Origin of the sequence: Stenotrophomonas acidaminiphila, assembly GCF_001431595.1 — a bacterium.
Lineage (GTDB): Bacteria > Pseudomonadota > Gammaproteobacteria > Xanthomonadales > Xanthomonadaceae > Stenotrophomonas > Stenotrophomonas acidaminiphila.
Map to the genome: position 1 here is coordinate 1 of NZ_LDJO01000087.1, position 19,033 is coordinate 19,033.

At 71.3% G+C, this 19,033-nt stretch carries 21 protein-coding genes; 7 read left to right on the forward strand and 14 right to left on the reverse strand.

Annotated elements, in window-relative coordinates; translation table 11 throughout:
• Window positions 1-108: 108 nt before the first annotated feature.
• The 5 genes from ABB33_RS17365 (at window position 109) to ABB33_RS17385 (ending at window position 3,441) form a co-directional block, all read left to right on the forward strand.
• Entirely contained in the window at window positions 109-600 is a 492-nt protein-coding gene (locus tag ABB33_RS17365; protein WP_056932929.1) for a TPM domain-containing protein, read from the forward strand.
• A gap of 64 nt (window positions 601-664) precedes the next feature.
• Window positions 665-1,570 (forward strand): prolipoprotein diacylglyceryl transferase, encoded by a 906-nt coding sequence (gene lgt, locus ABB33_RS17370; RefSeq protein ID WP_056932930.1) that lies wholly within the window; start codon window positions 665-667, stop codon window positions 1,568-1,570.
• A gap of 48 nt (window positions 1,571-1,618) precedes the next feature.
• Window positions 1,619-2,413, forward strand: a complete 795-nt coding sequence (locus ABB33_RS17375; RefSeq protein WP_054667554.1) for a thymidylate synthase — start codon at window positions 1,619-1,621, stop codon at window positions 2,411-2,413.
• On the forward strand, window positions 2,413-2,910 hold the full coding sequence (locus ABB33_RS17380) for a dihydrofolate reductase (protein ID WP_056932931.1): 498 nt from the start codon (window positions 2,413-2,415) through the stop codon (window positions 2,908-2,910). The genes ABB33_RS17375 and ABB33_RS17380 overlap by 1 nt, the downstream gene beginning before the upstream one ends.
• Before the next feature lie 153 nt (window positions 2,911-3,063).
• Complete coding sequence (locus ABB33_RS17385) at window positions 3,064-3,441, forward strand: VOC family protein (RefSeq protein ID WP_056932932.1); 378 nt, start codon at window positions 3,064-3,066, stop codon at window positions 3,439-3,441.
• A gap of 3 nt (window positions 3,442-3,444) precedes the next feature.
• Here the strand turns inward: ABB33_RS17385 and ABB33_RS17390 are convergent, their stop codons facing one another.
• The 9 genes from ABB33_RS17390 to ABB33_RS17430 all read right to left on the reverse strand — a co-directional run bounded on the left by ABB33_RS17390 (window position 3,445) and on the right by ABB33_RS17430 (window position 12,707).
• Window positions 3,445-4,482 carry a symmetrical bis(5'-nucleosyl)-tetraphosphatase gene (locus ABB33_RS17390; RefSeq protein WP_056932933.1) on the reverse strand — a complete coding sequence of 346 codons (1,038 nt, stop codon included), beginning with the start codon at window positions 4,480-4,482 and terminating at the stop codon, window positions 3,445-3,447.
• Window positions 4,482-4,865 carry a Co2+/Mg2+ efflux protein ApaG gene (apaG, locus tag ABB33_RS17395; protein ID WP_054667547.1) on the reverse strand — a complete coding sequence of 128 codons (384 nt, stop codon included), beginning with the start codon at window positions 4,863-4,865 and terminating at the stop codon, window positions 4,482-4,484. Before apaG ends, ABB33_RS17390 begins: the two co-directional genes overlap by 1 nt.
• A 36-nt stretch (window positions 4,866-4,901) precedes the next feature.
• On the reverse strand, window positions 4,902-5,720 hold the full coding sequence (rsmA, locus tag ABB33_RS17400) for a 16S rRNA (adenine(1518)-N(6)/adenine(1519)-N(6))-dimethyltransferase RsmA (protein WP_056932934.1): 819 nt from the start codon (window positions 5,718-5,720) through the stop codon (window positions 4,902-4,904).
• Complete coding sequence (gene pdxA / locus ABB33_RS17405) at window positions 5,717-6,697, reverse strand: 4-hydroxythreonine-4-phosphate dehydrogenase PdxA (RefSeq protein ID WP_056932935.1); 981 nt, start codon at window positions 6,695-6,697, stop codon at window positions 5,717-5,719. The genes rsmA and pdxA overlap by 4 nt, the downstream gene beginning before the upstream one ends.
• Before the next feature lie 4 nt (window positions 6,698-6,701).
• Window positions 6,702-8,060 carry a peptidylprolyl isomerase gene (locus ABB33_RS17410; protein WP_056932936.1) on the reverse strand — a complete coding sequence of 453 codons (1,359 nt, stop codon included), beginning with the start codon at window positions 8,058-8,060 and terminating at the stop codon, window positions 6,702-6,704.
• A complete protein-coding gene (gene lptD, locus ABB33_RS17415) occupies window positions 8,057-10,489 on the reverse strand; it encodes an LPS-assembly protein LptD (RefSeq protein WP_056932937.1) in 2,433 nt (810 codons plus the stop codon). The genes ABB33_RS17410 and lptD overlap by 4 nt, the downstream gene beginning before the upstream one ends.
• 99 nt (window positions 10,490-10,588) lie before the next feature.
• Window positions 10,589-11,506: a histone deacetylase family protein gene (locus ABB33_RS17420; RefSeq protein WP_054667537.1), complete on the reverse strand. Its 918-nt coding sequence runs from the start codon at window positions 11,504-11,506 to the stop codon at window positions 10,589-10,591.
• A 51-nt stretch (window positions 11,507-11,557) separates the two neighbouring features.
• Window positions 11,558-12,112: a cob(I)yrinic acid a,c-diamide adenosyltransferase gene (locus tag ABB33_RS17425; protein WP_056932938.1), complete on the reverse strand. Its 555-nt coding sequence runs from the start codon at window positions 12,110-12,112 to the stop codon at window positions 11,558-11,560.
• A gap of 13 nt (window positions 12,113-12,125) precedes the next feature.
• Window positions 12,126-12,707, reverse strand: a complete 582-nt coding sequence (locus tag ABB33_RS17430) for a hypothetical protein (RefSeq protein WP_056932939.1) — start codon at window positions 12,705-12,707, stop codon at window positions 12,126-12,128.
• A 117-nt stretch (window positions 12,708-12,824) separates the two neighbouring features.
• On the opposite strand from ABB33_RS17430, the gene ubiH reads away from it, so the two are divergent.
• Window positions 12,825-14,036 carry a 2-octaprenyl-6-methoxyphenyl hydroxylase gene (ubiH, locus tag ABB33_RS17435; RefSeq protein WP_056932940.1) on the forward strand — a complete coding sequence of 404 codons (1,212 nt, stop codon included), beginning with the start codon at window positions 12,825-12,827 and terminating at the stop codon, window positions 14,034-14,036.
• A complete protein-coding gene (locus ABB33_RS17440; RefSeq protein WP_056932941.1) occupies window positions 14,033-15,211 on the forward strand; it encodes a UbiH/UbiF family hydroxylase in 1,179 nt (392 codons plus the stop codon). The genes ubiH and ABB33_RS17440 overlap by 4 nt, the downstream gene beginning before the upstream one ends.
• A 6-nt stretch (window positions 15,212-15,217) precedes the next feature.
• Here the strand turns inward: ABB33_RS17440 and ABB33_RS17445 are convergent, their stop codons facing one another.
• From ABB33_RS17445 to rlmM, 5 genes are all read right to left on the reverse strand, one after another.
• Window positions 15,218-15,622, reverse strand: a complete 405-nt coding sequence (locus ABB33_RS17445; protein ID WP_225546640.1) for an EF-hand domain-containing protein — start codon at window positions 15,620-15,622, stop codon at window positions 15,218-15,220.
• Window positions 15,623-15,672: 50 nt separating this feature from the next.
• The gene (locus ABB33_RS17450; protein ID WP_056932942.1) at window positions 15,673-15,870 is read right to left on the reverse strand and encodes an EF-hand domain-containing protein; all 198 of its coding nucleotides are present in this window, start codon (window positions 15,868-15,870) and stop codon (window positions 15,673-15,675) included.
• Between the two features lie 238 nt (window positions 15,871-16,108).
• Window positions 16,109-16,831, reverse strand: coding sequence for a hypothetical protein (locus ABB33_RS17455; RefSeq protein WP_054667523.1), 723 nt, complete (start codon window positions 16,829-16,831; stop codon window positions 16,109-16,111).
• 81 nt (window positions 16,832-16,912) lie between these two features.
• The gene (locus ABB33_RS17460) at window positions 16,913-17,797 is read right to left on the reverse strand and encodes an SMP-30/gluconolactonase/LRE family protein (RefSeq protein ID WP_056932945.1); all 885 of its coding nucleotides are present in this window, start codon (window positions 17,795-17,797) and stop codon (window positions 16,913-16,915) included.
• Between the two features lie 125 nt (window positions 17,798-17,922).
• Window positions 17,923-18,972, reverse strand: coding sequence for a 23S rRNA (cytidine(2498)-2'-O)-methyltransferase RlmM (gene rlmM / locus ABB33_RS17465; protein ID WP_056932943.1), 1,050 nt, complete (start codon window positions 18,970-18,972; stop codon window positions 17,923-17,925).
• Window positions 18,973-19,033 lie beyond the last annotated feature (61 nt).

The following is a 19,033-nucleotide window of genomic DNA, read 5'->3' on the forward strand; positions in this document are numbered from 1 at the left end:
CGGCGGCGTTGGCAGCGGTGGGTTCGGCGGTGGCGGCTTCGGCGGTGGCGGGGGCTGGTCCGGCGGTGGCGGGCGTTCGGGAGGCGGCGGCGCCTCGGGGAGCTGGTGATGCGTTGGCTGCGCCATCTTTTTTCGCCTTCCGCGCATGCGCGGTTCCCTGCCGCGAGCCTGGACCGCATCGCCGGTGCCATCGCCGCCGGCGAGCGCGCGCATGCCGGGCAAGTAATGTTCGCGGTCGAATCCGACCTGCCGCTGGCCGCGCTGTGGCGCGGGGTGTCGCCGCGCGAACGCGCCGAACACGCCTTCGCCGTGCTGCGCACCTGGGACACCCGCGACAACAACGGCGTGCTGCTCTACCTGCTGCTGGCCGACCATGCGGTCGAGATCGTGGCCGACCGCGGCCTGCATGGGCGCATCGACCCGGCGCAGTGGCGCCAGGTCTGCGAGGAGTTCGGCCGCCGCCGGCGCGAGGGCGACCTGGAGGCCGCGGTGCTGGCGGCCATCGCCACGATCTCGGCGCTGCTGGCCACGCACTTTCCGGCCGAGCCCGGCCAGGCCCGTGGCAACGAGCTGCCCGACCGCCCGCAGCTGCTCGGGTGAGGCGACGGTTGAGCCCCGCGGGCGCTGCGCCGAGAATAGGGGTTCGTCCGCCGGACCTGCCTGCATGATCTACCTTCACGACATAGACCCCATCGCCTTTTCCCTGGGGCCGATCAAGGTGCACTGGTACGGCATCATGTACCTGCTCGGTTTCGCCGCGGCATGGTGGCTGGGGCGTGTCCGCATCCGCGCCGGGCGCCTGCCGGGCGTGGACATGAACGCGTTTTCCGACCTGCTGTTCTACGCCATGCTCGGCGTGGTGCTGGGCGGGCGCATCGGCTACATGCTGTTCTACGCCACCGCCGATTTCCTGCACAACCCGCTGATCCTGCTGCGCGTCTGGGAGGGCGGGATGAGCTTCCACGGCGGCCTGCTCGGGGTCATGGCCGCCGGCTGGTGGTGGACCCGCAAGCATGCGCTGCATTACTTCGACACCATCGATTTCGTGGCGCCGCTGGTGCCGCTGGGGCTGGGCTTCGGCCGGCTCGGCAACTTCGTCGGCGGCGAGTTGTGGGGCAAGTTCACCCATGCCGGCTGGGGCGTGGTGTTCCCGCATGCGCCGCTCAAGGACGTGCCGGCCGGCCTGCCGACCATGGAGCAGCTGCTGTCGGCCGCGCAGATCCGCCAGGACTACGCGGCGGGCCTGCTGACCCAGTACGCGCGCCATCCCTCGCAGCTGTACGAAGCGCTGCTGGAAGGCCTGGTGATGTTCGTGGTGCTGTGGGCGTACTCGATGAAGCCGCGCCCGCGCTACGCCGTGTCCGGCCTGTTCGCACTGATGTACGGCAGCTTCCGCTTCCTGGTGGAATTCGTGCGCATGCCCGACAACGGCGTCTACCTGGCCTTCGACTGGTTCACCCGCGGCCAGCTGCTGAGCCTGCCGCTGATCGTGCTGGGGCTGGTGCTGCTGGCGATGTCGCGCCGCGCGCCGACGCTGCAGCCGGCGCTGCCGGCCGGAGGCAAGGCGTGAAGCCCTGCGCCGGAGGTGAAGAATGAAGCCTTTCGCCGGAGGCGAAGAATGAAGCAATACCTCGACCTGCTGCGGCACGTGCTTGAACACGGCACCGACAAGGCCGACCGCACCGGCACCGGCACCCGCAGCGTGTTCGGCTGGCAGATGCGCTTCGACCTCAATGAAGGCTTCCCGCTGGTCACCACCAAGAAGCTGCACCTGCGCTCGATCATCCACGAGCTGCTGTGGTTCCTGAAGGGCGACACCAACATCGGCTACCTGAAGGACAACAAGGTCGGCATCTGGGACGAATGGGCCGATGCCAACGGCGACCTCGGCCCGGTCTACGGCAGGCAGTGGCGCAGCTGGGCCGCGGCCGACGGCCGCCAGATCGACCAGATGCAGTGGCTGCTGGACGAGATCCGGCGCAATCCGGACTCGCGACGGCTGGTGGTCAGCGCCTGGAACGTGGGCGAGCTGCCGCAGATGGCGCTGATGCCCTGCCACACCCTGTTCCAGTTCTACGTCGCCGACGGCAAGCTCAGCTGCCAGTTATACCAGCGCAGCGGCGACATCTTCCTGGGCGTGCCGTTCAACATCGCCAGCTATGCGCTGCTCACCCACATGGTGGCGCAGGCCACCGGGCTGGGCGTGGGCGATTTCGTGCACACGCTGGGCGACGCCCACCTGTACACCAACCATTTCGAGCAGGCCCGCGAACAACTTGCGCGCGCGCCACGCGCGCTGCCGACGCTGTGGCTGAACCCCGAGGTGACCGACCTGTTCGGCTTCGCCTTCGACGACATCCGCATCGACGGCTACGATCCGCATCCGGCGATCAAGGCGCCGGTGGCGGTGTGATGAAGCTGTCGCTTATCGCCGCGCTGGACCGCAACCGTGGCATCGGCCGCGACAACGCCATGCCGTGGCACCTGCCCGACGACTTCAGGCATTTCAAGGCGCTCACCCTCGGCAAGCCGATCCTGATGGGGCGCAGGACCGCGCAGTCGCTCGGGCGCGCGCTGCCGGGCCGGACCAACCTGGTGCTGACCCGCGGCGGCCAGGTGCCGTTCGCGGGGATGCGTGCGGTGGCGTCGGTGCAGCAGGCCCGGGAGATTGCCGCCGGGGAGGCCGCCGGGGAGCTGTGCGTGATCGGCGGCGGCGAGATCTACCGGCTGCTGATCGACCAGGCCACCGACCTGCACCTGACCTGGGTGGATGCGGACGTGGCGGCCGACACCCATTTTCCCGAGGTCGACCCCGCGCTGTGGCAGGAAGTGCACAGCCAGGCGCACCCGGCCGATGCGCGGCACGCGTTCGCCTTCCGTTTCGCCCATTACCTGCGCCGGCGCTCCTGAGCGGGGCCGCCGCCGTCCCGGTACGTCGCCGCGATGCGCCGGTCCGGGCGCGTCGCGCGGGCCGCTGATGCCAGGCCTGCCGTACCTGTACCTGCCGGCGTGCCTGGCACGGCCCGCGCAGGCATCGAAACCCTGCACCCCGGGGAGAAGGGCATGACCGCGCTGTTCGACCGGATCGACACGTTCATCCTGCCGGTGGACGATTACCAGGCGGCCGTTGCCTGGTATGCCGCGAAACTCAGCCTGCAGGCCACGTACGTGGATGCGGGCCAATGTCTGGCGGTGCTGCCGTTGGCGGAGGGCGCGAGCCTGACCCTGTGGCAGCGCAAGGCCGGCGCGCCGGCGGTGGATCCACGCGCGCAGGCGGCATTTCCGATCTTCGCCACGTCCGATGCGGCGGCCGCCCTGGCGACGTTGCGACGGCGCGGCGTGCGTGTCGGCGAACTGGAGCGTGGCGACGGCGTGTTGTATTTCCGCTTCCACGACGCCGATGGCAACTGCCTGGAGGCCTGCCAGACGCTCGCCTGCTGAAGGTTACGCGGTGGGCGCGGCGCCGCCGTTGTTGCCGGGCGTGCCCGCCGGGTTGCCGCCGTTACCGCCGCTGTTGCCGCCAGTGTTGTTGCCGCCAGCGTGTGGCCGATGCCGGCGTGGCCGGCGTCGCTCGCGGCGTTCGCCCTGCGCCTCGGTCCCTGCTTCGGCGCGGCGCTCGGACGGTGGCCGCCGCGGCGGATGCGCGCCGGGCACCGGCGCCGGCACGTCGCGGCCGGGTACCTGCACCACGCGCAGTTCGTCGCTGTCCAGCTGCAATGCGGTGAGCTTGCCCCCCCACACCGCGCCGGTGTCGATGGCGTGCACGCCCTGGGTGATGGTCAGGCCCAGCGCCGACCAGTGGCCGCAGACCATCTTCAGTTCGCGCTCGACCCGGCCCGGTACTTCGAACCACGGGTACATGCCCAGCTGCTGGGTGCCCGGCGTGCCCTTGTCTTCCATGCTGATGCGCGCGCGCGGCGTGCAGTAGCGCATGCGGGTGAAGATGTTGATGATCGCGCGCGAGCGGTCGTAGCCGGTGAGGTTGGGCGCCCAGCTGGGACCGTCGCCATACATGTTGCGCAGCAGCTTGCGGTAGCCATTGCCGTGCAGCTGCAGCTCCACTTCGCGCGCATGCCGCTCGGCCATCGCCACCGTCCACTTCGGCGCCAGGCCGGCATGGAACATCATCCAGCCCAGGTTGCGGTCCACGTGCACCAGCTTCTGCTGGCGCAGCCAGTCCAGCAGCACGTCGCGGTCCTCGGCCAGCACCACGCGCTGCAGGTCGGGGTTGACCTTGCGCTGCTCCTCCGCGCTGCGCGCGCCGACGGCCAGCAGCGACAGGTCGTGGTTGCCTAGCACCACCACGCTGTGCTCGCGCAGCGAATGCACCAGGCGCAGGGTTTCCAGCGACTGCCCGCCGCGGTTGACCAGGTCGCCGCAGAACCACAGCCGGTCCGCGGCCGGGTCGAAGTTGATCTTCTCCAGCAGCCGCTGGGTAACGTCGTAGCAGCCCTGCAGGTCGCCGATCGCCCAGGTCGCCATCAGTGCAGGGTCCTGGGAATGGACAGCACGAACGGCGCGACCGGCGCGGCGAATTCGGTGCCGTCGTCGGCCAGCATGTCGTAGTGGCCCTGCATGGTGCCGCGCTCGGTGCCGAGCATCACCCCGGAGGTGTAGCGGAACTCCTCGCCCGGGCGCAGCCGCGGCTGCTCGCCGACCACGCCGTCGCCATCCACGTGCTCGGTGCGGCCGTTGGCGTCGGTGATGCGCCAGTGGCGGCTGATCAGCCGCGCCGGCACGTTGCCGCGGTTGTGGATGCGGATCGTGTAGGCGAACGCGTAGCGCCCGTCCTCGGGCGCCGACTGTTCGTCGATGAAACGAGGCGACACCTCGATCTCGATCGCGTACTGGCGGGAATCGTCCATGCGGGCAAGTGTAAGCAAAAGCGGTGTGAGCGGATGTCAGGCAGTGGTGGCGGTGGCGTTGGCCAGGGCGATGAAGTCGGCCACCTCCAGCTGCTCGGCACGCGCGTCGCTGCGCACGCCGGTGGCGGCGAAGCCGGCTTCATCGACGATGCCGTTCAGGGCGTTGCGCAGGGTCTTGCGGCGTTGCCCGAAGGCGGCCTTGACCAGGTGCGCGAAGTGCTGCGGATCGGCGATGCCGACCGTGGCCGGGTCGCGCGGCACCAGCCGGACCACCGCCGAGTCGACCTTGGGCGGCGGCCGGAACGCGCCCGGCGGCACCACGAACAGCGAGGTCACCTGGCACCAGGCCTGCAGCATCACGCTCAGGCGGCCGTAGACCTTGCTGCCGGGGCCGGCGGCCATGCGGTCCACCACTTCCTTCTGCAGCATGAAGGTCATGTCCGAGATCGCCGCGGCGTGTTCCAGTGCATGGAACAGGATCGGCGAGGAGATGTTGTAGGGCAGGTTGCCGACCAGCCGGATCGGCGAACCGCCGGCCAGTTCGGTGAAATCGACCTGCAGCACGTCGCGGTGGACGATGGTCAGCTCGCCCAGCGGCGCGGCCGCGGCGGTGAGCGGTGAGATCAGGTCGCGGTCGAACTCGATCACCGTCAGCTGCGGATGCCGGCGCAGCAGCGGGAAGGTGATGGCGCCCTGGCCCGGGCCGATCTCGACCAGGCGGTCGCCGGGCCGGGGGTTGACCGCCAGCACGATCTTCTCGACGTAGTGCGCGTCGGCCAGGAAGTGCTGGCCGAGCTGCTTCTTCGCCGGCGCGGTGAAGCCGGCGCCGGCGCGCGGGGAATGGGAGGGATTCATGGGGTGATTTTACGTTGTGCGGCCAGCCGCGCGCACAGCGCGGTGGCGGCCTGCAGGCTGGACGGGTCGGCCGTGCCCTTGCCCGCCAGGTCCAGCGCGGTGCCATGGTCGACCGCCACGCGCGGGTAGGGCAGTCCCAGGGTGACGTTCACCGCCTGCTCGAAGCCGCTGTACTTGAGCACCGGCAGGCCCTGGTCGTGGTACATCGCCAGCACCGCGTCGAAACCGCGCAGCCTGGCCGGCAGGAAGGCGGTGTCGGCAGGCAGCGGCCCGGCCAGGTCCAGGCCTTCGCCGCGCAGGCGTTCCAGCAGCGGGATGATGACGTCCAGTTCCTCGCGGCCGAGGTGACCGTCCTCGCCCGCGTGCGGGTTCAGGCCGAGCACGGCGATGCGCGGCCGCTCCAGCCCGAAGTCGCGGCGCAGCGCGGCGTGGGTGGTACCGATGACCGTGCGCAGGCCCGCGGCGGTGATCGCATCGGGCACGGCGCGCAGCGGCAGGTGGGTGGTGGCCAGGGCCACGCGCATGTGCGCGTTGGCCAGCATCATCACCACCTCGACGCCGGCCTGCCGGGCCAGCAGTTCGGTGGTGCCGCTGTAGGCGATGCCGCCTTCGTTGATCGCCGCCTTGTGCACCGGTCCGGTGACAACGCCGTCGAGTCTGCCATCCAGGCAGGCCTGGCCGGCGCCGAGCAGGGCGTCGATCACCGCGCGCGCGTTGGCCGGGTCGGGCTGGCCGAAGCGGCACGGCGCGGCGTTGCGCACGTCGCGCAGGCGCAGGTCGCCCGGCGCCGATGCGTGGGCGTCTTCGGGCAGCAGGTTCAGTGGCAGGTCGAGCGCGGCGGCGGCGGCGCGCAGCGTGTCGGGGTCGGCGAATGCCAGCAGCCGGCAATCGCTGCGCGGCTGCTGGACGAGCCGGACGCAGAGTTCCGGGCCGACCCCGGAAGGCTCGCCCGGGACCAGAGCGAGCTGGGGAACCATGGGATCAGGGCTTGGCGGGTTCGGCCGTGCCGGCTGCCGGCTCGGCGGTGCCCTCGGCGCGGTCGCCGGTGCGGAAGCTGACGTACGCGTCGCCACGCAGCTCCTGCAGGAAACGGTTGTACTCGTCGTCCAGCTTGCGGCGGCCGATCTGGTCGCGGATCTGCGCGCGCTTGTTGTCGTCGGTCACGTCGGTCTGGCGGGTGGCCACGCGCTGCACGATGTGCCAGCCGGCATCGGTGCGGAACGGCGCGGTGACGCCGCCGTCCTGCACGCTCTCGACCTGGCGGCCGAAGTCCGGGCCGAACGCATCGGCCGGGAACCAGCCCAGGTCGCCGCCCTGGCCACGGCTGTTGGTGTCCTCGGACGACTCTTTGGCGACGGCCTCGAAATCGGCACCGCCGGCGATGCGCGCGCGCAGGGTCTCGATCCGGGCCTTGGCCGCGGCATCGTCCACCTGGTCGGTCACACGCACCAGGATGTGGCGGGCGTGGTACTCGGTGACGGTATGGGTGCCGGCGGCGTTGTCGCTGTCGCGCACTTCCACCAGTTTCAGCAGCTGGAAGCCGCTCGGGCCACGGATCGGGCCGATCACGTCGCCGGCCTTCATCGCCTTGATCTGCACGGAGAACGCATTGGGGATCTCGTCCAGGCTGCGCCAGCCCAGGTCGCCGCCTTCCAGCGCGTTGGGGCTGTCCGAATAGCGCACCGCGGCGGCGGAAAAGTCCAGCTCGCCCTTGCCGATCAGGTTCTTGATGCCGTCGATCTTGCTCTGGCCGGTGGCGATCTGCTCGGCGCTGGCGCCATCCGGCAGGGCCACCAGGATGTGCGCCAGGTGGTACTGCATGCCGCCGGCATTCTGCTGCGCCAGTGCCGCGTCGACTTCGCCCTCGCTGACGCTGATCCGGCTCTGCGCGAAGCTCTGGCGCAGGCGCTGGGTGATGATCTCTTCGCGCACGGAGCTGCGGAAATCCTCGAAGCCGATGCCGTCCTGGGCCAGGCGCTGGCGCAGGCCGTCCACGTCGGTGCCGTTCTGCTGGGCGATGCTGGCCACGGCGTGGTTCAGTTCCTCGCCATTGACGCGGATGCCGCTGCTCTCGGCGCGGGCGACCTGCAGCTTGACCAGTACCAGGCGTTCGAGCACCTGGCGTTCCAGCACGCCCTGCGGCGGCAGCTGGTGCTCGCGGCCGGCGTACTGGGACTTGATGTTGTTGACCGCGCGCTGCAGTTCGCTCTGCAGGATCACGTCCTCGTCGACGACGGCGGCGATGCGGTCCAGCGGCTGCGTCTGCTGCGCGGCGGCCGGTGCGGACACGCCGGCAAGCGCCAGCAGGGTGGCGAGGACTGCGGATAGGGTCTTGGTCATGGAATCAGGTTCGGATCGTAGTCGTCGTCGTTCGCCTCGATGTTGCTGGGCGGAACGAGGTACAGGTCGTCTCGGTTGTAGCCGAGAATAGCACGGCGCAAGGTGCGGTCCGTGTCCTGCCCGACCGAGCTCAGGCCCTTGAGCACGAACTCGACCTGCAGGGAATTGTTCATCTCGCCCTCGCGGTTGCGCACGTAGCGCCGGGCCAGCGCGCGTACCGCCAGGCAGCAGCTGTCCCACTGCACGCCGCCGATGATTTCCAGCGGCTTGTTGTCGAGCATCGAGTAGTAGTAGCGGCCGACGATGCTCCAGCGCGGGTTGATCGGGTACAGGAACGACAGGTCGGCCTGCTTGAGCTGGTCGACGTTGGTGCTGGGGTTGCGCCGGTAGCGGTAGGTCAGGTTGACCACGCCGTCCTCGGGCAGCAGGTAGCGCGCGCGCACGCTGGACAGGTCTTCCTTGCGGTACTTCGGATTCCACTGGTACGTGCTGCCCAGGGTCCAGCGGTCGTTGATCGCCCAGTTGACGTCGGCGACCCAGGCCGAGTTGCCCTGCTGGACGATCGCGTCGCCGCTGCCGAGGGTGGTCCGGGAATCGTCGAAGTAGGAGATCTGGCCGATGCTGGCCGACAGCTTCTCGCGGCCGTCGGCCTGGCGGATCAGGCGCGTGGTCAGCGCCGTGGTCAGCTGGTTGGCGTCGTTCTGGCGGTCGGCGCCGGTGAAGCGCGAGTCGCGGAACAGCTGGCCCCAGCTGAAGGTGAAGGCACGGGTGTCGAACAGCGGCAGGTCGCGCTGGTCGCGGTACGGAGTGTTCAGGTAGAACAGGCGCGGCTCGAGGGTGTGCAGGTAGGACCTGCCGCCGATATCGGTCTCGCGGTCGAAGAACAGCCCCATGTCCAGGCTGGCGATGGGCAGGCTGCGGTGCGGCGAGGTGTTGCCGCGCAGCTGTTCCGGGGTGGCCGTGGCCGGGTCGATGCCGGCGGCCACCAGCTGGTTGCGGCGGATGCCGTCGGCCAGGCCGCGGTCCAGCGTGTAGGCGGTATAGCGCCAGGCCAGGGTCGGGGTGATGTACCACGCGGCACCGGCCAGCGGCATCGACACGTAGGGCTTGATGTCCAGGCGCGAGCCGCCGTCGACCCGGGTCAGGCTGCCGTCGCGCACGTATTCGCCGTCGACGATGGTCTTGCCGCGGATGTCGTCGTGGGTGAAGCGCACCGCCTCGGCGTAGACGCCGGTTTCCAGCCAGCGGCCGAAGCTGTCGTCCCAGGTGCCGAACAGGCGCGGCTGCCGGCTGTAGGGCAGGGCGGCCTCGGTCAGGGTGTAGTCGGTCAGCTGCCACTGGTCGGCCATCAGGCCGGCGGTCCAGGTACGGCCGGTGCCGTACAGGCCGGCGGTGCTCTGCAGGTTGGAGGCGGTCACCCCGAGCAGGCGGCTGGCGAAATCCTCCATGTAGCGCTCGTCGCTGACCCAGGCCAGGTTCGCGCGTGCCTGCCAGTGCCGGTCCACGTTGTGGTAGCCGTTGTAGGTGATCTTGCCGCGTTCCCGGTCGCGCAGCGAATCGCTCGGCATCCATTCGGTGTCGAGCTGGCCACGACCGCCGCCGTAGAGGTAGCGGAACTCGTTGTCCAGCATCAGCCCGCGCTGGCTCATCCAGCGTGGGGTCAGGGTGTCGTCGTAGTTCGGCGCCAGGTTGAAATAGATCGGCTGCGCATAGTCGAAGCCGTTGCGCCCGGACTGGCTCAGCTTGGGATAGAGCAGGCCGGTCAGGCGCCGGTCGTCGATCGGGAACTTGAACCACGGCATGTACATCACCGGCACCTTGCCGACGCGCAGCACCGCGTTGCGGGCGGTGCCGAAGCCTTCGTTGTTGTCCACCTCGATCTGCGGCGCGGCCAGTTTCCACACCGGCTGCGACGGATCGCAGGTGGTGTAGGTGGAACGGTGCATCTGCCCGACCGAGCCCTGCAGGTCGATCGAGTCGGCGCTGCCGTTGCCACGGCGCGAGACCAGCTGGTACTGGATGTCGCTGATCTTGTGGCTGTCGGTTTCCTTGTTGCCCTCGGCGCGCTGGGCGGTCAGGCGGATGGACGAGTCCGAATAGCGCACGTTGCCGTCGGCGATGTAGTTGCCGGTCTCGATATTGAAGCGCAGGTTGTCGGTGCCCAGGAACTGGTCGCCGCGCTTGAGCGCCACATTGCCCTTGTACAGGGGGATGGTGCTGGTGCCGGAGAGCTGGTCGCCCTCGATGTCGGTCGGCAGCTGGTCGCGGGTGGCGGCCGCGGCCGGGTCGGCCTTGGGCGCCTCGTCGAAGGCCGGCAGCACGTCGGTGGCCGGGCACAGGTTCCAGTTCACCGGCTTCTCGCTGGCCATCGCCGACAGTCCGAAGGCGATGCTCAGGGGCAGGGGAAGCAGGCGGAGGGCTGGGCGCACGCGGATCGGATTCAGGAAAAATGGCCGCTAGCTTGCCGCATCGCCTGCATGGGGGCAATGAAGATCGGCCGGGGGCGCGGGAGCGGGTTCATGCGTCCGTCACCGGGCGAGCAGGGCGTCGACGTGGGCCACGCTTGATTCGGCCAGCGCCTGCAGGTCGTAACCGCCCTCGAGCATGGAGACCAGGCGGCCGTCGGCATGGCGGTCGGCCAGTGCCGCCAGCTCGGTCGTCAGCCAGCCGAAGTCCTCGGTCTCGACCATCAGGTCGGCCTGCGGGTCGTGCAGGTGGGCGTCGAAGCCGGCCGACACGAACAGCAGTTGCGGGCGGAAGGCGTCGACCAGCGGCAGCAGCTCGTCGGCCCAGGTGTTGCGGAAGCGGAACCCGCCGCTGCCCGGCGGCAGCAGGATGTTGCAGACATTGCCCACGCCGCGCTCGCGCATGTTGCCGGAGTACGGGAACAGGCCCGATTCGTGGCTGCTGTAGTAGGCCACCCGCGGGTCGGTCTCGAAGATCGCCTGGGTGCCATTGCCGTGGTGGACGTCGAAATCGACGATGGCGATCCGTTCCAGCCCGTGCACGTCGCGGGCGTAGGCCGCGGCCACGGCGATGTTGTTGAACAGGCAGAAGCCCATCGCGGTGTCGGCGGTGGCGTGGTGCCCGGGCGGGCGCACCGCGCAGAACGCGCGCCGGTCGGGGCCGCGCATCACCGCGTCGACCGCGGCCACGCCGGCGCCGGCCGCGTGCAGCGCGGCGCTGGCCGAGCCCGGCGAGGTGAAGGTGTCCAGGTCGATCCGCCGCAGCGGCGCGGTCTGCGCCTGCAGCATGTCGTCGATCAGCTCGCGGGTGTGGACCCGGGCCAGTTCGCCGAGCTTGGCCGGCGGCGCCTCGCGCCAGTCCAGCTGGTCCGGGAACGCGGCACGCAGTGCGTCCAGCACCGCGCGCAGCCGTTCGGGCGATTCGGGATGGTCGGGGCCGGGGTCATGGCCCAGGCAGGCCGTGTGGGTGAATACGAGCATGTCGGCACTGTAACCGGCCGCGCCCAGGTGTGCGCGGCACCCCGGGGGGCGTCAGCCGTGCCGGCGCTCGTGGTTCCACAGCACTTCGCCGTGGCCGTCGGCCCGCGCCAGCACCCGCGCCAGCACGAACAGCAGGTCGGACAGGCGGTTCAGGTAGCGCACCGCCTCGCCACGCACGGCCTCGACCCGGGACAGGGCCACGGCCTCGCGCTCGGCGCGGCGCACGATGGTGCGCGCCAGGTGGCAGCGCGCCGCCGCCTCGCCGCCGGCCGGCAGGATGAAATCCTTGAGCGGCGGCAGGTCGTCGTTGTAGCGGTCCAGGTGCCGTTCCAGCGCATCGATGTCGGCGGCCTGGATGGCGGCATGGCCGGGAATGCACAGCTCGCCGCCCAGGTCGAACAGCTGGTGCTGGACCGTGGTCAGCAGCGCGCGCACGTCGTCCGGCAGCGCCACCGCCAGCAGCACGCCGATGGCCGAGTTGGCCTCGTCCACGGTGCCGTAGGCATTGACCCGCAGCGAGTCCTTGCCGGTACGGCTGCCGTCGCCCAGGCCGGTACTGCCGTCGTCGCCGGTGCGGGTGTAGATCCTGGAGAGCCGGTTGCCCATGGTGCGCGGCCGCTCAGTGCGCGATGCGGTCGGCGGCCGCCTGGCGCGCGAACGCCTCGGCGGCGACCTGCGCCAGCGCCGCCATGCCGGTGTACAGGGCCGCGGTGCGCATGTACGGCAGCAGCCAGTCGGTGTAGTTCTTGAACCAGCCGGCGACGGTCGGCTCGGCGACGACTTCGCTGGTCCAGTAGAAGCCGCCCTGCGCGAACAGGTGGCACACCACCACCGCGCCGACCAGGGTCGCGGCGAACAGGCCCAGCGCGCGCCAGCTGGCGCCGGTGTAGGCGCGGCGCAGCAGCATGCCGCCGGCCCACATGGCGAAGTAGGCCGGGACCAGCGCCCAGTAGCCGGCCGACACGCAGTAGTGCGTCCAGAAATCCATGCCCTGGCCGCTGATCACGGCCCAGTCGACCGCCACCGCCAGCGCCATCAGCAGCGGGAACGCCCAGCGGGTCCAGCTGCGCAGGTAGAAGCCGCCGATGAAGAACACCGCCCAGGACGCGTCCGGGATCGGCGCGAAATGGTTGATGCGGGTGCCGACCATCAGCAGCACGAGCAGGGTCAGGACGAAGGTGCGTTGGACGTTGGCGGTCATGATGATGAAGGATCTGGCGGAATCAGACCGCCATTCTAGCCGCAGTCGCGCCGGGGCCGCGGTTGCGGCGCGGCATCGCGGCGGCGATCGCGGTGGCCGAGCCTTTATCATGGCGGCATGAGCGACCTTCATGATGTGGTGATCGTCGGTGGCGGACTGGTCGGTGCCAGCCTGGCCATCGCCCTGGACCGGCTGGGGCTGGACGTGGGGCTGGTGGAAGCGACCCCGGCCGGGGCGCTGCCGGCGGTGTTCGACCAGCGCAACCTCAGTTTCGCCGCGGCCACGGTCAACGCGCTCACCGCGCTGGGCGTGATGCAGCGCCTGCAGGGGCCGCCCGGCCCGATCCGCCGCATCCACGTCAGCCGCGCCGGCGATTTCGGCCGCGTGCTGCTGGACGCCGGCGACTACGGCCGCGATGCTTTCGGCCAGGTGGTGGTGGCGCGCGATTTCGGCCACGCGCTGGAGGCGCGTCTGGGCGACCTGCAGCGGTTGACCCGCTACCGCCCGGCGACGTTCGTCGGCCTGGGCGACTGCGCCGATGGCCGCCGCGAGGTGCGCATCGCCGATGCCAGCGGCGAGCGTCGCCTGCGCGCGCGGCTGGTGGTCGGCGCCGACGGCACCCGCAGCGCGGTGCGCCAGGCGCTGGGCATCGAGGCCAGCGAGCACGATTACCTGCAGACCCTGTTCGTGGCCCGGGTGCGCACCGCCAAGGCACCGGACGGCACCGCCTGGGAGCGTTTCACCGACACCGGCCCGACCGCGCTGCTGCCGCGCGGCGACCGCCACTACGGCCTGGTCCATGGCGTGGCCCGCGACGCGGCCGACGCGGTGCAGGCGCTGGACGACAGCGCCTGGCTGCAGCGCGTGCAGGCGGTGCTGGGCTGGCGCGCCGGGCGGCTGCTGGAAAGCGGCCCGCGCAGCGCCTACCCGTTGATCCAGGTGCTGGCGCGGCACCTGGTCGGCGAGCGCGCGCTGCTGCTGGGCAACGCCGCGCAGACCATCCACCCGCTGGGCGCGCAGGGTTTCAACCTGGGCCTGCGCGATGCGCTGACCCTGGCCGAGCTGATCGGCGATGCCGCGCGCGACCCGGGCGCCGACGACCTGCTGCAGGCCTATGTGCAGCGCCGCGCGCCCGACCGCGAGCAGACCCTGGCCTTCTCCGACGGGCTGGCGCGCCTGACCGGCAACCCGGCGCCGCTGCTGCGGCCGCTGCGCAGCCTCGGGCTGGTGGCCGCCGCGCAGGCCGCGCCGCTGCAGTCGTTCCTGGTCGGCGGCGCAATGGGATTCCGCGGGCAGGTGCCCGCACTGTGCAGGAGCCAGGTGCAATGAGCCGGCGTGGCGGATTGGATGCGGTGGTGGTCGGTGCGGGCGTGGTCGGCAGCACCTGCGCGCTGGCGCTGGCACGGGAAGGATTGCAGGTGGCGCTGGTGGAAGGGCGCGAGCCGGCGCCGTGGTCGGCGCAGCGGCCGGACCTGCGCGTGTTCGCCTTCGCCCACGACAACGCCGCGCTGCTGGCATCGCTGGACGTGTGGCCGCAGGTGGCGCAGGCCCGGGCGCACCCCTACCTGCGGATGCGGGTGTGGGACGCGGCCGGTGGTGGCGAACTGGCCTTCGATGCCGACGCCCTGGGGCGCCGCGAGCTGGGCTGGATCGTCGAGAACGGCCTGCTGGTGGACCGGCTGTGGGCGGCACTGCCCGGTGCCGGCGTGCACCTGCATTGCCCGGCGCGGGTCGAGGCGATGGAGCAGGACGAGCGCGGCGTGCGCCTGCGCCTGGACGACGGCCGCCGGGTCGACGCGGCGGTGGCCATCGCCGCCGATGGCGGCGAGTCCACCCTGCGCGCGCTGGCCGGGCTTGAGGTGTCGCGCCACGACTACGGCCAGCGCGGCGTGGTCGGCTACGTGGACAGCGAGCGCCGCAACGAAGCCACCGCCTGGCAGCGTTTCCTCGATACCGGCCCGCTGGCGGTGCTGCCGGTGGACACGCACCGCAGTTCCATCGTCTGGACCCTGCCCGACGCCGAGGCCGAGCGGGTGCTGGCGCTGGACGACGAGGCCCTCGGCCGCGAACTTACCAACGCCTTCGCCGGCCGCCTGGGGGCGATGCGCCCGGTCTCGCCGCGCGCGGCCTTCCCGCTGCGCCGGCAGCTGGCCAGCGACTATGTCGCCGGCCGCGTACTGGTGCTGGGCGACGCCGCGCACGTGGTGCACCCGCTGGCCGGGCAGGGCGTCAACCTCGGCCTGCGCGACGTGGCCGCGCTGCGCGGATTGGTGCGCGACGCGCACCAGCGCCGCGCCGACTGGGCCGCGCCGCACCGGCTGCGGCGCTGGGCGCGGGTGCGGCGCAGCGACAACACCGTCGCCGCGTATGGCTTCGACGCGATCAACCGGGTGTTCTCCAACGACGAGATGCACCTGACCCTGGCGCGCGGCGCGCTGCTCGGCCTGGCCGGGCGCATGCCGCCGCTGCTGTCGCTGTTCTGGAAGCGCGCCTCCGGCCTGTAGCCGGGTTCAGTCCACCAGCCAGCCGGCCAGTTGTTCACGCGCCAGCTTGCCGCGCCGGGCGCTGTCGAGCGCGTTGAACTCGTCGGCCAGCGCCGGGTTGGCCTGCGCTTCCTCGCGGCTGATGAAGCCGTCGCCGTCCACGTCCAGCGCCTGGAAATCGATGCGGTAGTTGCCGGCCACGCTGTCCGGCTGGATCGAGCGCACGATCACCGTGGCCTGGCCGGGTTCGCCCGGCAGGCGCACCTGGTGGGTGACCGCGCCGCTGGCCAGCGGCTGCGCGCGCACCCCGGCCGGCGCCGCCGGCAGCGGTGCGGTGACGGCGCTGTCGCGCGGGGCATGCTGCGCCAGTGCGGGAAGGGCCGCAGTGGCCGCCAGCAGCAGGGCAAGGGTAGGCAGGCAGGGACGGATCACGGCAGACCTCGGGGACGGACGACGGGGCTCGCCTGCCGGGCCGCCCGCCCTCACTGCTTCATCCAGCCTTCCAGCTGCGCCTTGTCCGGGCGGCCGCTGCGGTGGGTGTCGAGCACATCGAACTCGCGCGCGAGCGTGGGGTTGGCCTGGGCTTCCTGGCGGCTGATGAAGCCGTCGTGGTCGCGGTCCAGCGTGGCGAAGTCGATATGGTAGTCGCCACGGACCGGATCGGGTTCTTCCAGGGTCACCGTGGCCGGCGTGCCCTTGCCGGCGCGTGGTGCTGCCGGTTTCCCGGGCCAGCGCCGGGGTACTGGCCGCGCACGGCAGCAGGGCGGGAAGCAGGGGGCGGGAAACGTTCATGGGCGCACTCCAGTGAGGGAAAACGCGCCCCCGAATGCCTGGCCCGCCGCGGTTGAACCGGCCGCAAGAACCCATGCAGGCCGGCTGAATGTCGCCGCCGGTCCAGCGCCGGCCGAGTTTGCCGCCTCAGCCCGGGATGAACGGAAAGGCCAGCTTCAGCAGGCCCTTCAGGCCGCCCTCGACCGTGGAACTGACCGCCTTGGCGCCGAGGCTGTTCAGGGCGCGGCGCACGTCGTCCCAGCGCAGCTGCGCGACGTCCTTCTTCAGCAGGTCGGCCACTTCCTCCGACGTCGGGGCCAGCTTCTTCAGCGCCGCCACCGTCGCCTGCGGGTCGGGCTGCAGGAAACCCCAGCGCTCGGCGATCTTCAGCAGCGTGTCGAAGCGCACCGCCACCACCTCGCGGTTGCGCTCGTAGACCGGCAGCGCACCGACTTCCAGGATCGCCTGCTCGAAGCGCTGGGCATCGTCGGGATGCTCGATGCGCACGGCCAGGAAGCCGTCCTTGCGGCTGCGCTCGCTCACGTGCTTGGCCCCCGAGCGCAGGTTGGCTTCGGTCAGCACGGTGGCGACGATGCGCTGCAGCGCGGCGTCGGCGTCCTCGGGCACCAGCGCCCGCCAGCGCGCGTAGCCGTCGCGGCGCAGGCCCTTGACCTTGGCCGGGGTCACCCGCAGCTGCAGCGCCACCGTGGCGTTGGAGGCGCCGCGGTCGACCGCGCCGTCGCGTTCGAGCAGCACGAAGATCAACAGCTCCAGGTCGCGCTTTGTCAGCGACTGGAAGCCCTGCAGCAGGGTCAGGCGCAGGAATTCATTGCCGAAGCCGGCCGGGTCCTTCAGTTCGATGGCATGCATGCGTGTCCTCCCAGGGTCCACAGCATGCCTGATCGCGGTTGCGTGGGATGAGACGCCGCGCGGCCGCCCGGCGCCGCGGCCTCACTGCCCGTATTCACGCCCGCGGCGGTCGGCGCGGAAGGTCTCGATGGCGCCGCGGTCCTGCAGGGTCACGAACACCTGCCGGCCATCGGCACCGCCGAAGGCGACATTGGTGGGCTTGCGGCCGCGCAGCGGCACCTCGCGCAGCAGCTGGCCGGCGGGCGAGACGATGGCCACCACCCCGGCACCGTAGCGGGCGATGTACAGGTTGCCGTCGGCGTCGCAGCGCATGCCGTCCATGCCGTGGTCGTCGAAGCGGATCAGCAGGCGCTTGCTGGACAGCGCGCCGTCGTCGCCGCGGTCGTACACCCACACCGTGCGCTGCACGCTCTCGTTGATATACAGGCGGCGGCCGTCGGGGCTGACCTCGATGCCGTTGGTGGTGCCCATGCCGGTCTCGAGCAGCGATGCGCGGCCGTCGCGGTCGATGCGCCACAGCTGGCCGTTGTCCGGGTTGGCCCAGTCCGGGTCGCTGGCATAGAGCGTGCCGTCGGGCGCCTGCGCGATGTCGTTGGGCTGGTGCGCGCCGTCCAGGCGGGCGAACACCGACACCGCGCGCGTGGCCGGGTCCACCCGCAGCACGGCATGGCCGGAATAGTCGGCCACCAGCAGCGCGCCGTCGCCGGCCACGCGGATGCCGTTGCCGATGCTGCCCGCGGGCAGGCTGACGAACAGCTCGGCGTTGCCATTGGCATCGACGCGGCCGATGGTGCCGTCGCGGCCGAGGTTGACCACGTACAGCGCGCCGTCCGCGCCGCTCGCCGGGCCTTCGATGCCGGCCGTGAACACGCCGTCGCCGACATGGTCGCGGACCACGAAATCGGAGGCGGCCGCGGCGGCGCCGCACAGGGCCAGGCCGAGCGTGGCGGCGGCATGGCGCAACAGGACGTGACGGACGATGGCGGCGCTCTCCCGGCGGGCAAGGGCCGCAGTGTGCCAGAGCCGCGCCGCCGCGCGGCCGGTGGTTGCAGGCGAAAGTCCCGCGCCGCCGGGGCGGCCGCCAGCGCCGCTCAGGCGCGTGCCGGCATCGCCAGCACGGTGATCTCTTCGCGGTCGTGGTACAGCTGCTTGGCGCGCACGGTCAGCGGCCGCCCGGCCTGCGCGGCGAACAGGTCCAGGCACAGGCGGGTCTCGTCCCAGCGCTTCTTCATCGGCAGCTTGAGGTTGAAGATCGCATGCCGGCACCAGCCTTCGCGCATCCAGGTGGCCATGCGCTCGGCCACCCGTCGCGGCTGTTCGACCATGTCGCAGACCATCCAGTCCAGCGGCGTTTCCGGCTGCCAGTGGAAGCCGTCGGCGCGCAGGTGGTCGACCAGCCCGGTGTCGAGCACGTGCTGGCGCAGCGGGCCGTTGTCGATGCTGGTCACGCGCAGGTGCTGGCGGGTCAGTACCCAGGTCCAGCCACCGGGCGCGGCGCCCAGGTCGGCCGCGCGCATGCCCGGCTTGACCAGCGCCTCGCGTTCCTCGGGCGTGAGCAGGGTCAGCAGCGCCTCGTCCAGCTTCAGCGCCGAACGCGAGGGCGCCTCGGGCAGCAGCTTCAGGCGCGGGATGCCCAGCGCCCACGGCGCGCTGTCGCGGGTGTCGGCGACGCCGACGAAGGCATGCGTGCCATCGACGAACACCACGTGCAGGCGCGGCAGCCGGGTGTTGTCCTTGTCGGTCAGCAGCCCGGCCTTGCGCAGCGCCGGGCGCAGCGCGTTGCCGAAACTGCGTGCCAGCCCGGCCAGCGGCTTGCCCGCGTCCGAGTCGGGGTGTTCCACCCACAGCTCGCCGCAGCGCGGCTGGCCCTGCAGTGCGGCGATGATCGGGCTGATGCGGTCGGCCGGGTCCAGCTGTGGCAGTTCGGCCAGCAGGCGCAGCTTCTGCCGCGCGAAGATCAGCCCGCGCCACGGCAGCGCGCGGTCGAGCGCGTCGGCGTCGTCGCTGGCAAACACCACGTAGCCATCGTTGCGCCGGGTGCGCGCGTAGCCGGCGATGCCGGCATGGGCCGCGCGCTCGGTCAGTTCGGCGGCCAGCTCCGGCTCGAAGCCCTGGCGGCAATAGCACAACAGGCCGGTCATGTAAGTCCCTGGAGTGAGGCGGAAGGCAAGCCCGCGCGCGTCGCGCGGGCTTGCCTTCCGC

Excerpts from the sequence above, each read along its gene's own strand:
- ABB33_RS17425 (WP_056932938.1), bottom strand. The coding sequence starts at position 12,112 with ATGGGCAACCGGCTCTCCAGGATCTACACCCGCACCGGCGACGACGGC.
- pdxA (WP_056932935.1), bottom strand. The coding sequence starts at position 6,697 with ATGGTTCCCCAGCTCGCTCTGGTCCCGGGCGAGCCTTCCGGGGTCGGC.
- ABB33_RS17440 (WP_056932941.1), top strand. The coding sequence starts at position 14,033 with ATGAGCCGGCGTGGCGGATTGGATGCGGTGGTGGTCGGTGCGGGCGTG.
- ABB33_RS17375 (WP_054667554.1), top strand. The coding sequence starts at position 1,619 with ATGAAGCAATACCTCGACCTGCTGCGGCACGTGCTTGAACACGGCACC.
- lgt (WP_056932930.1), top strand. The coding sequence starts at position 665 with ATGATCTACCTTCACGACATAGACCCCATCGCCTTTTCCCTGGGGCCG.
- ABB33_RS17365 (WP_056932929.1), top strand. The coding sequence starts at position 109 with ATGCGTTGGCTGCGCCATCTTTTTTCGCCTTCCGCGCATGCGCGGTTC.
- ABB33_RS17430 (WP_056932939.1), bottom strand. The coding sequence starts at position 12,707 with ATGACCGCCAACGTCCAACGCACCTTCGTCCTGACCCTGCTCGTGCTG.
- apaG (WP_054667547.1), bottom strand. The coding sequence starts at position 4,865 with ATGGACGATTCCCGCCAGTACGCGATCGAGATCGAGGTGTCGCCTCGT.
- ABB33_RS17385 (WP_056932932.1), top strand. The coding sequence starts at position 3,064 with ATGACCGCGCTGTTCGACCGGATCGACACGTTCATCCTGCCGGTGGAC.
- ABB33_RS17420 (WP_054667537.1), bottom strand. The coding sequence starts at position 11,506 with ATGCTCGTATTCACCCACACGGCCTGCCTGGGCCATGACCCCGGCCCC.
- ABB33_RS17390 (WP_056932933.1), bottom strand. The coding sequence starts at position 4,482 with ATGGCGACCTGGGCGATCGGCGACCTGCAGGGCTGCTACGACGTTACC.
- ABB33_RS17455 (WP_054667523.1), bottom strand. The coding sequence starts at position 16,831 with ATGCATGCCATCGAACTGAAGGACCCGGCCGGCTTCGGCAATGAATTC.
- ubiH (WP_056932940.1), top strand. The coding sequence starts at position 12,825 with ATGAGCGACCTTCATGATGTGGTGATCGTCGGTGGCGGACTGGTCGGT.
- rlmM (WP_056932943.1), bottom strand. The coding sequence starts at position 18,972 with ATGACCGGCCTGTTGTGCTATTGCCGCCAGGGCTTCGAGCCGGAGCTG.
- ABB33_RS17410 (WP_056932936.1), bottom strand. The coding sequence starts at position 8,060 with ATGACCAAGACCCTATCCGCAGTCCTCGCCACCCTGCTGGCGCTTGCC.
- ABB33_RS17380 (WP_056932931.1), top strand. The coding sequence starts at position 2,413 with ATGAAGCTGTCGCTTATCGCCGCGCTGGACCGCAACCGTGGCATCGGC.
- rsmA (WP_056932934.1), bottom strand. The coding sequence starts at position 5,720 with ATGAATCCCTCCCATTCCCCGCGCGCCGGCGCCGGCTTCACCGCGCCG.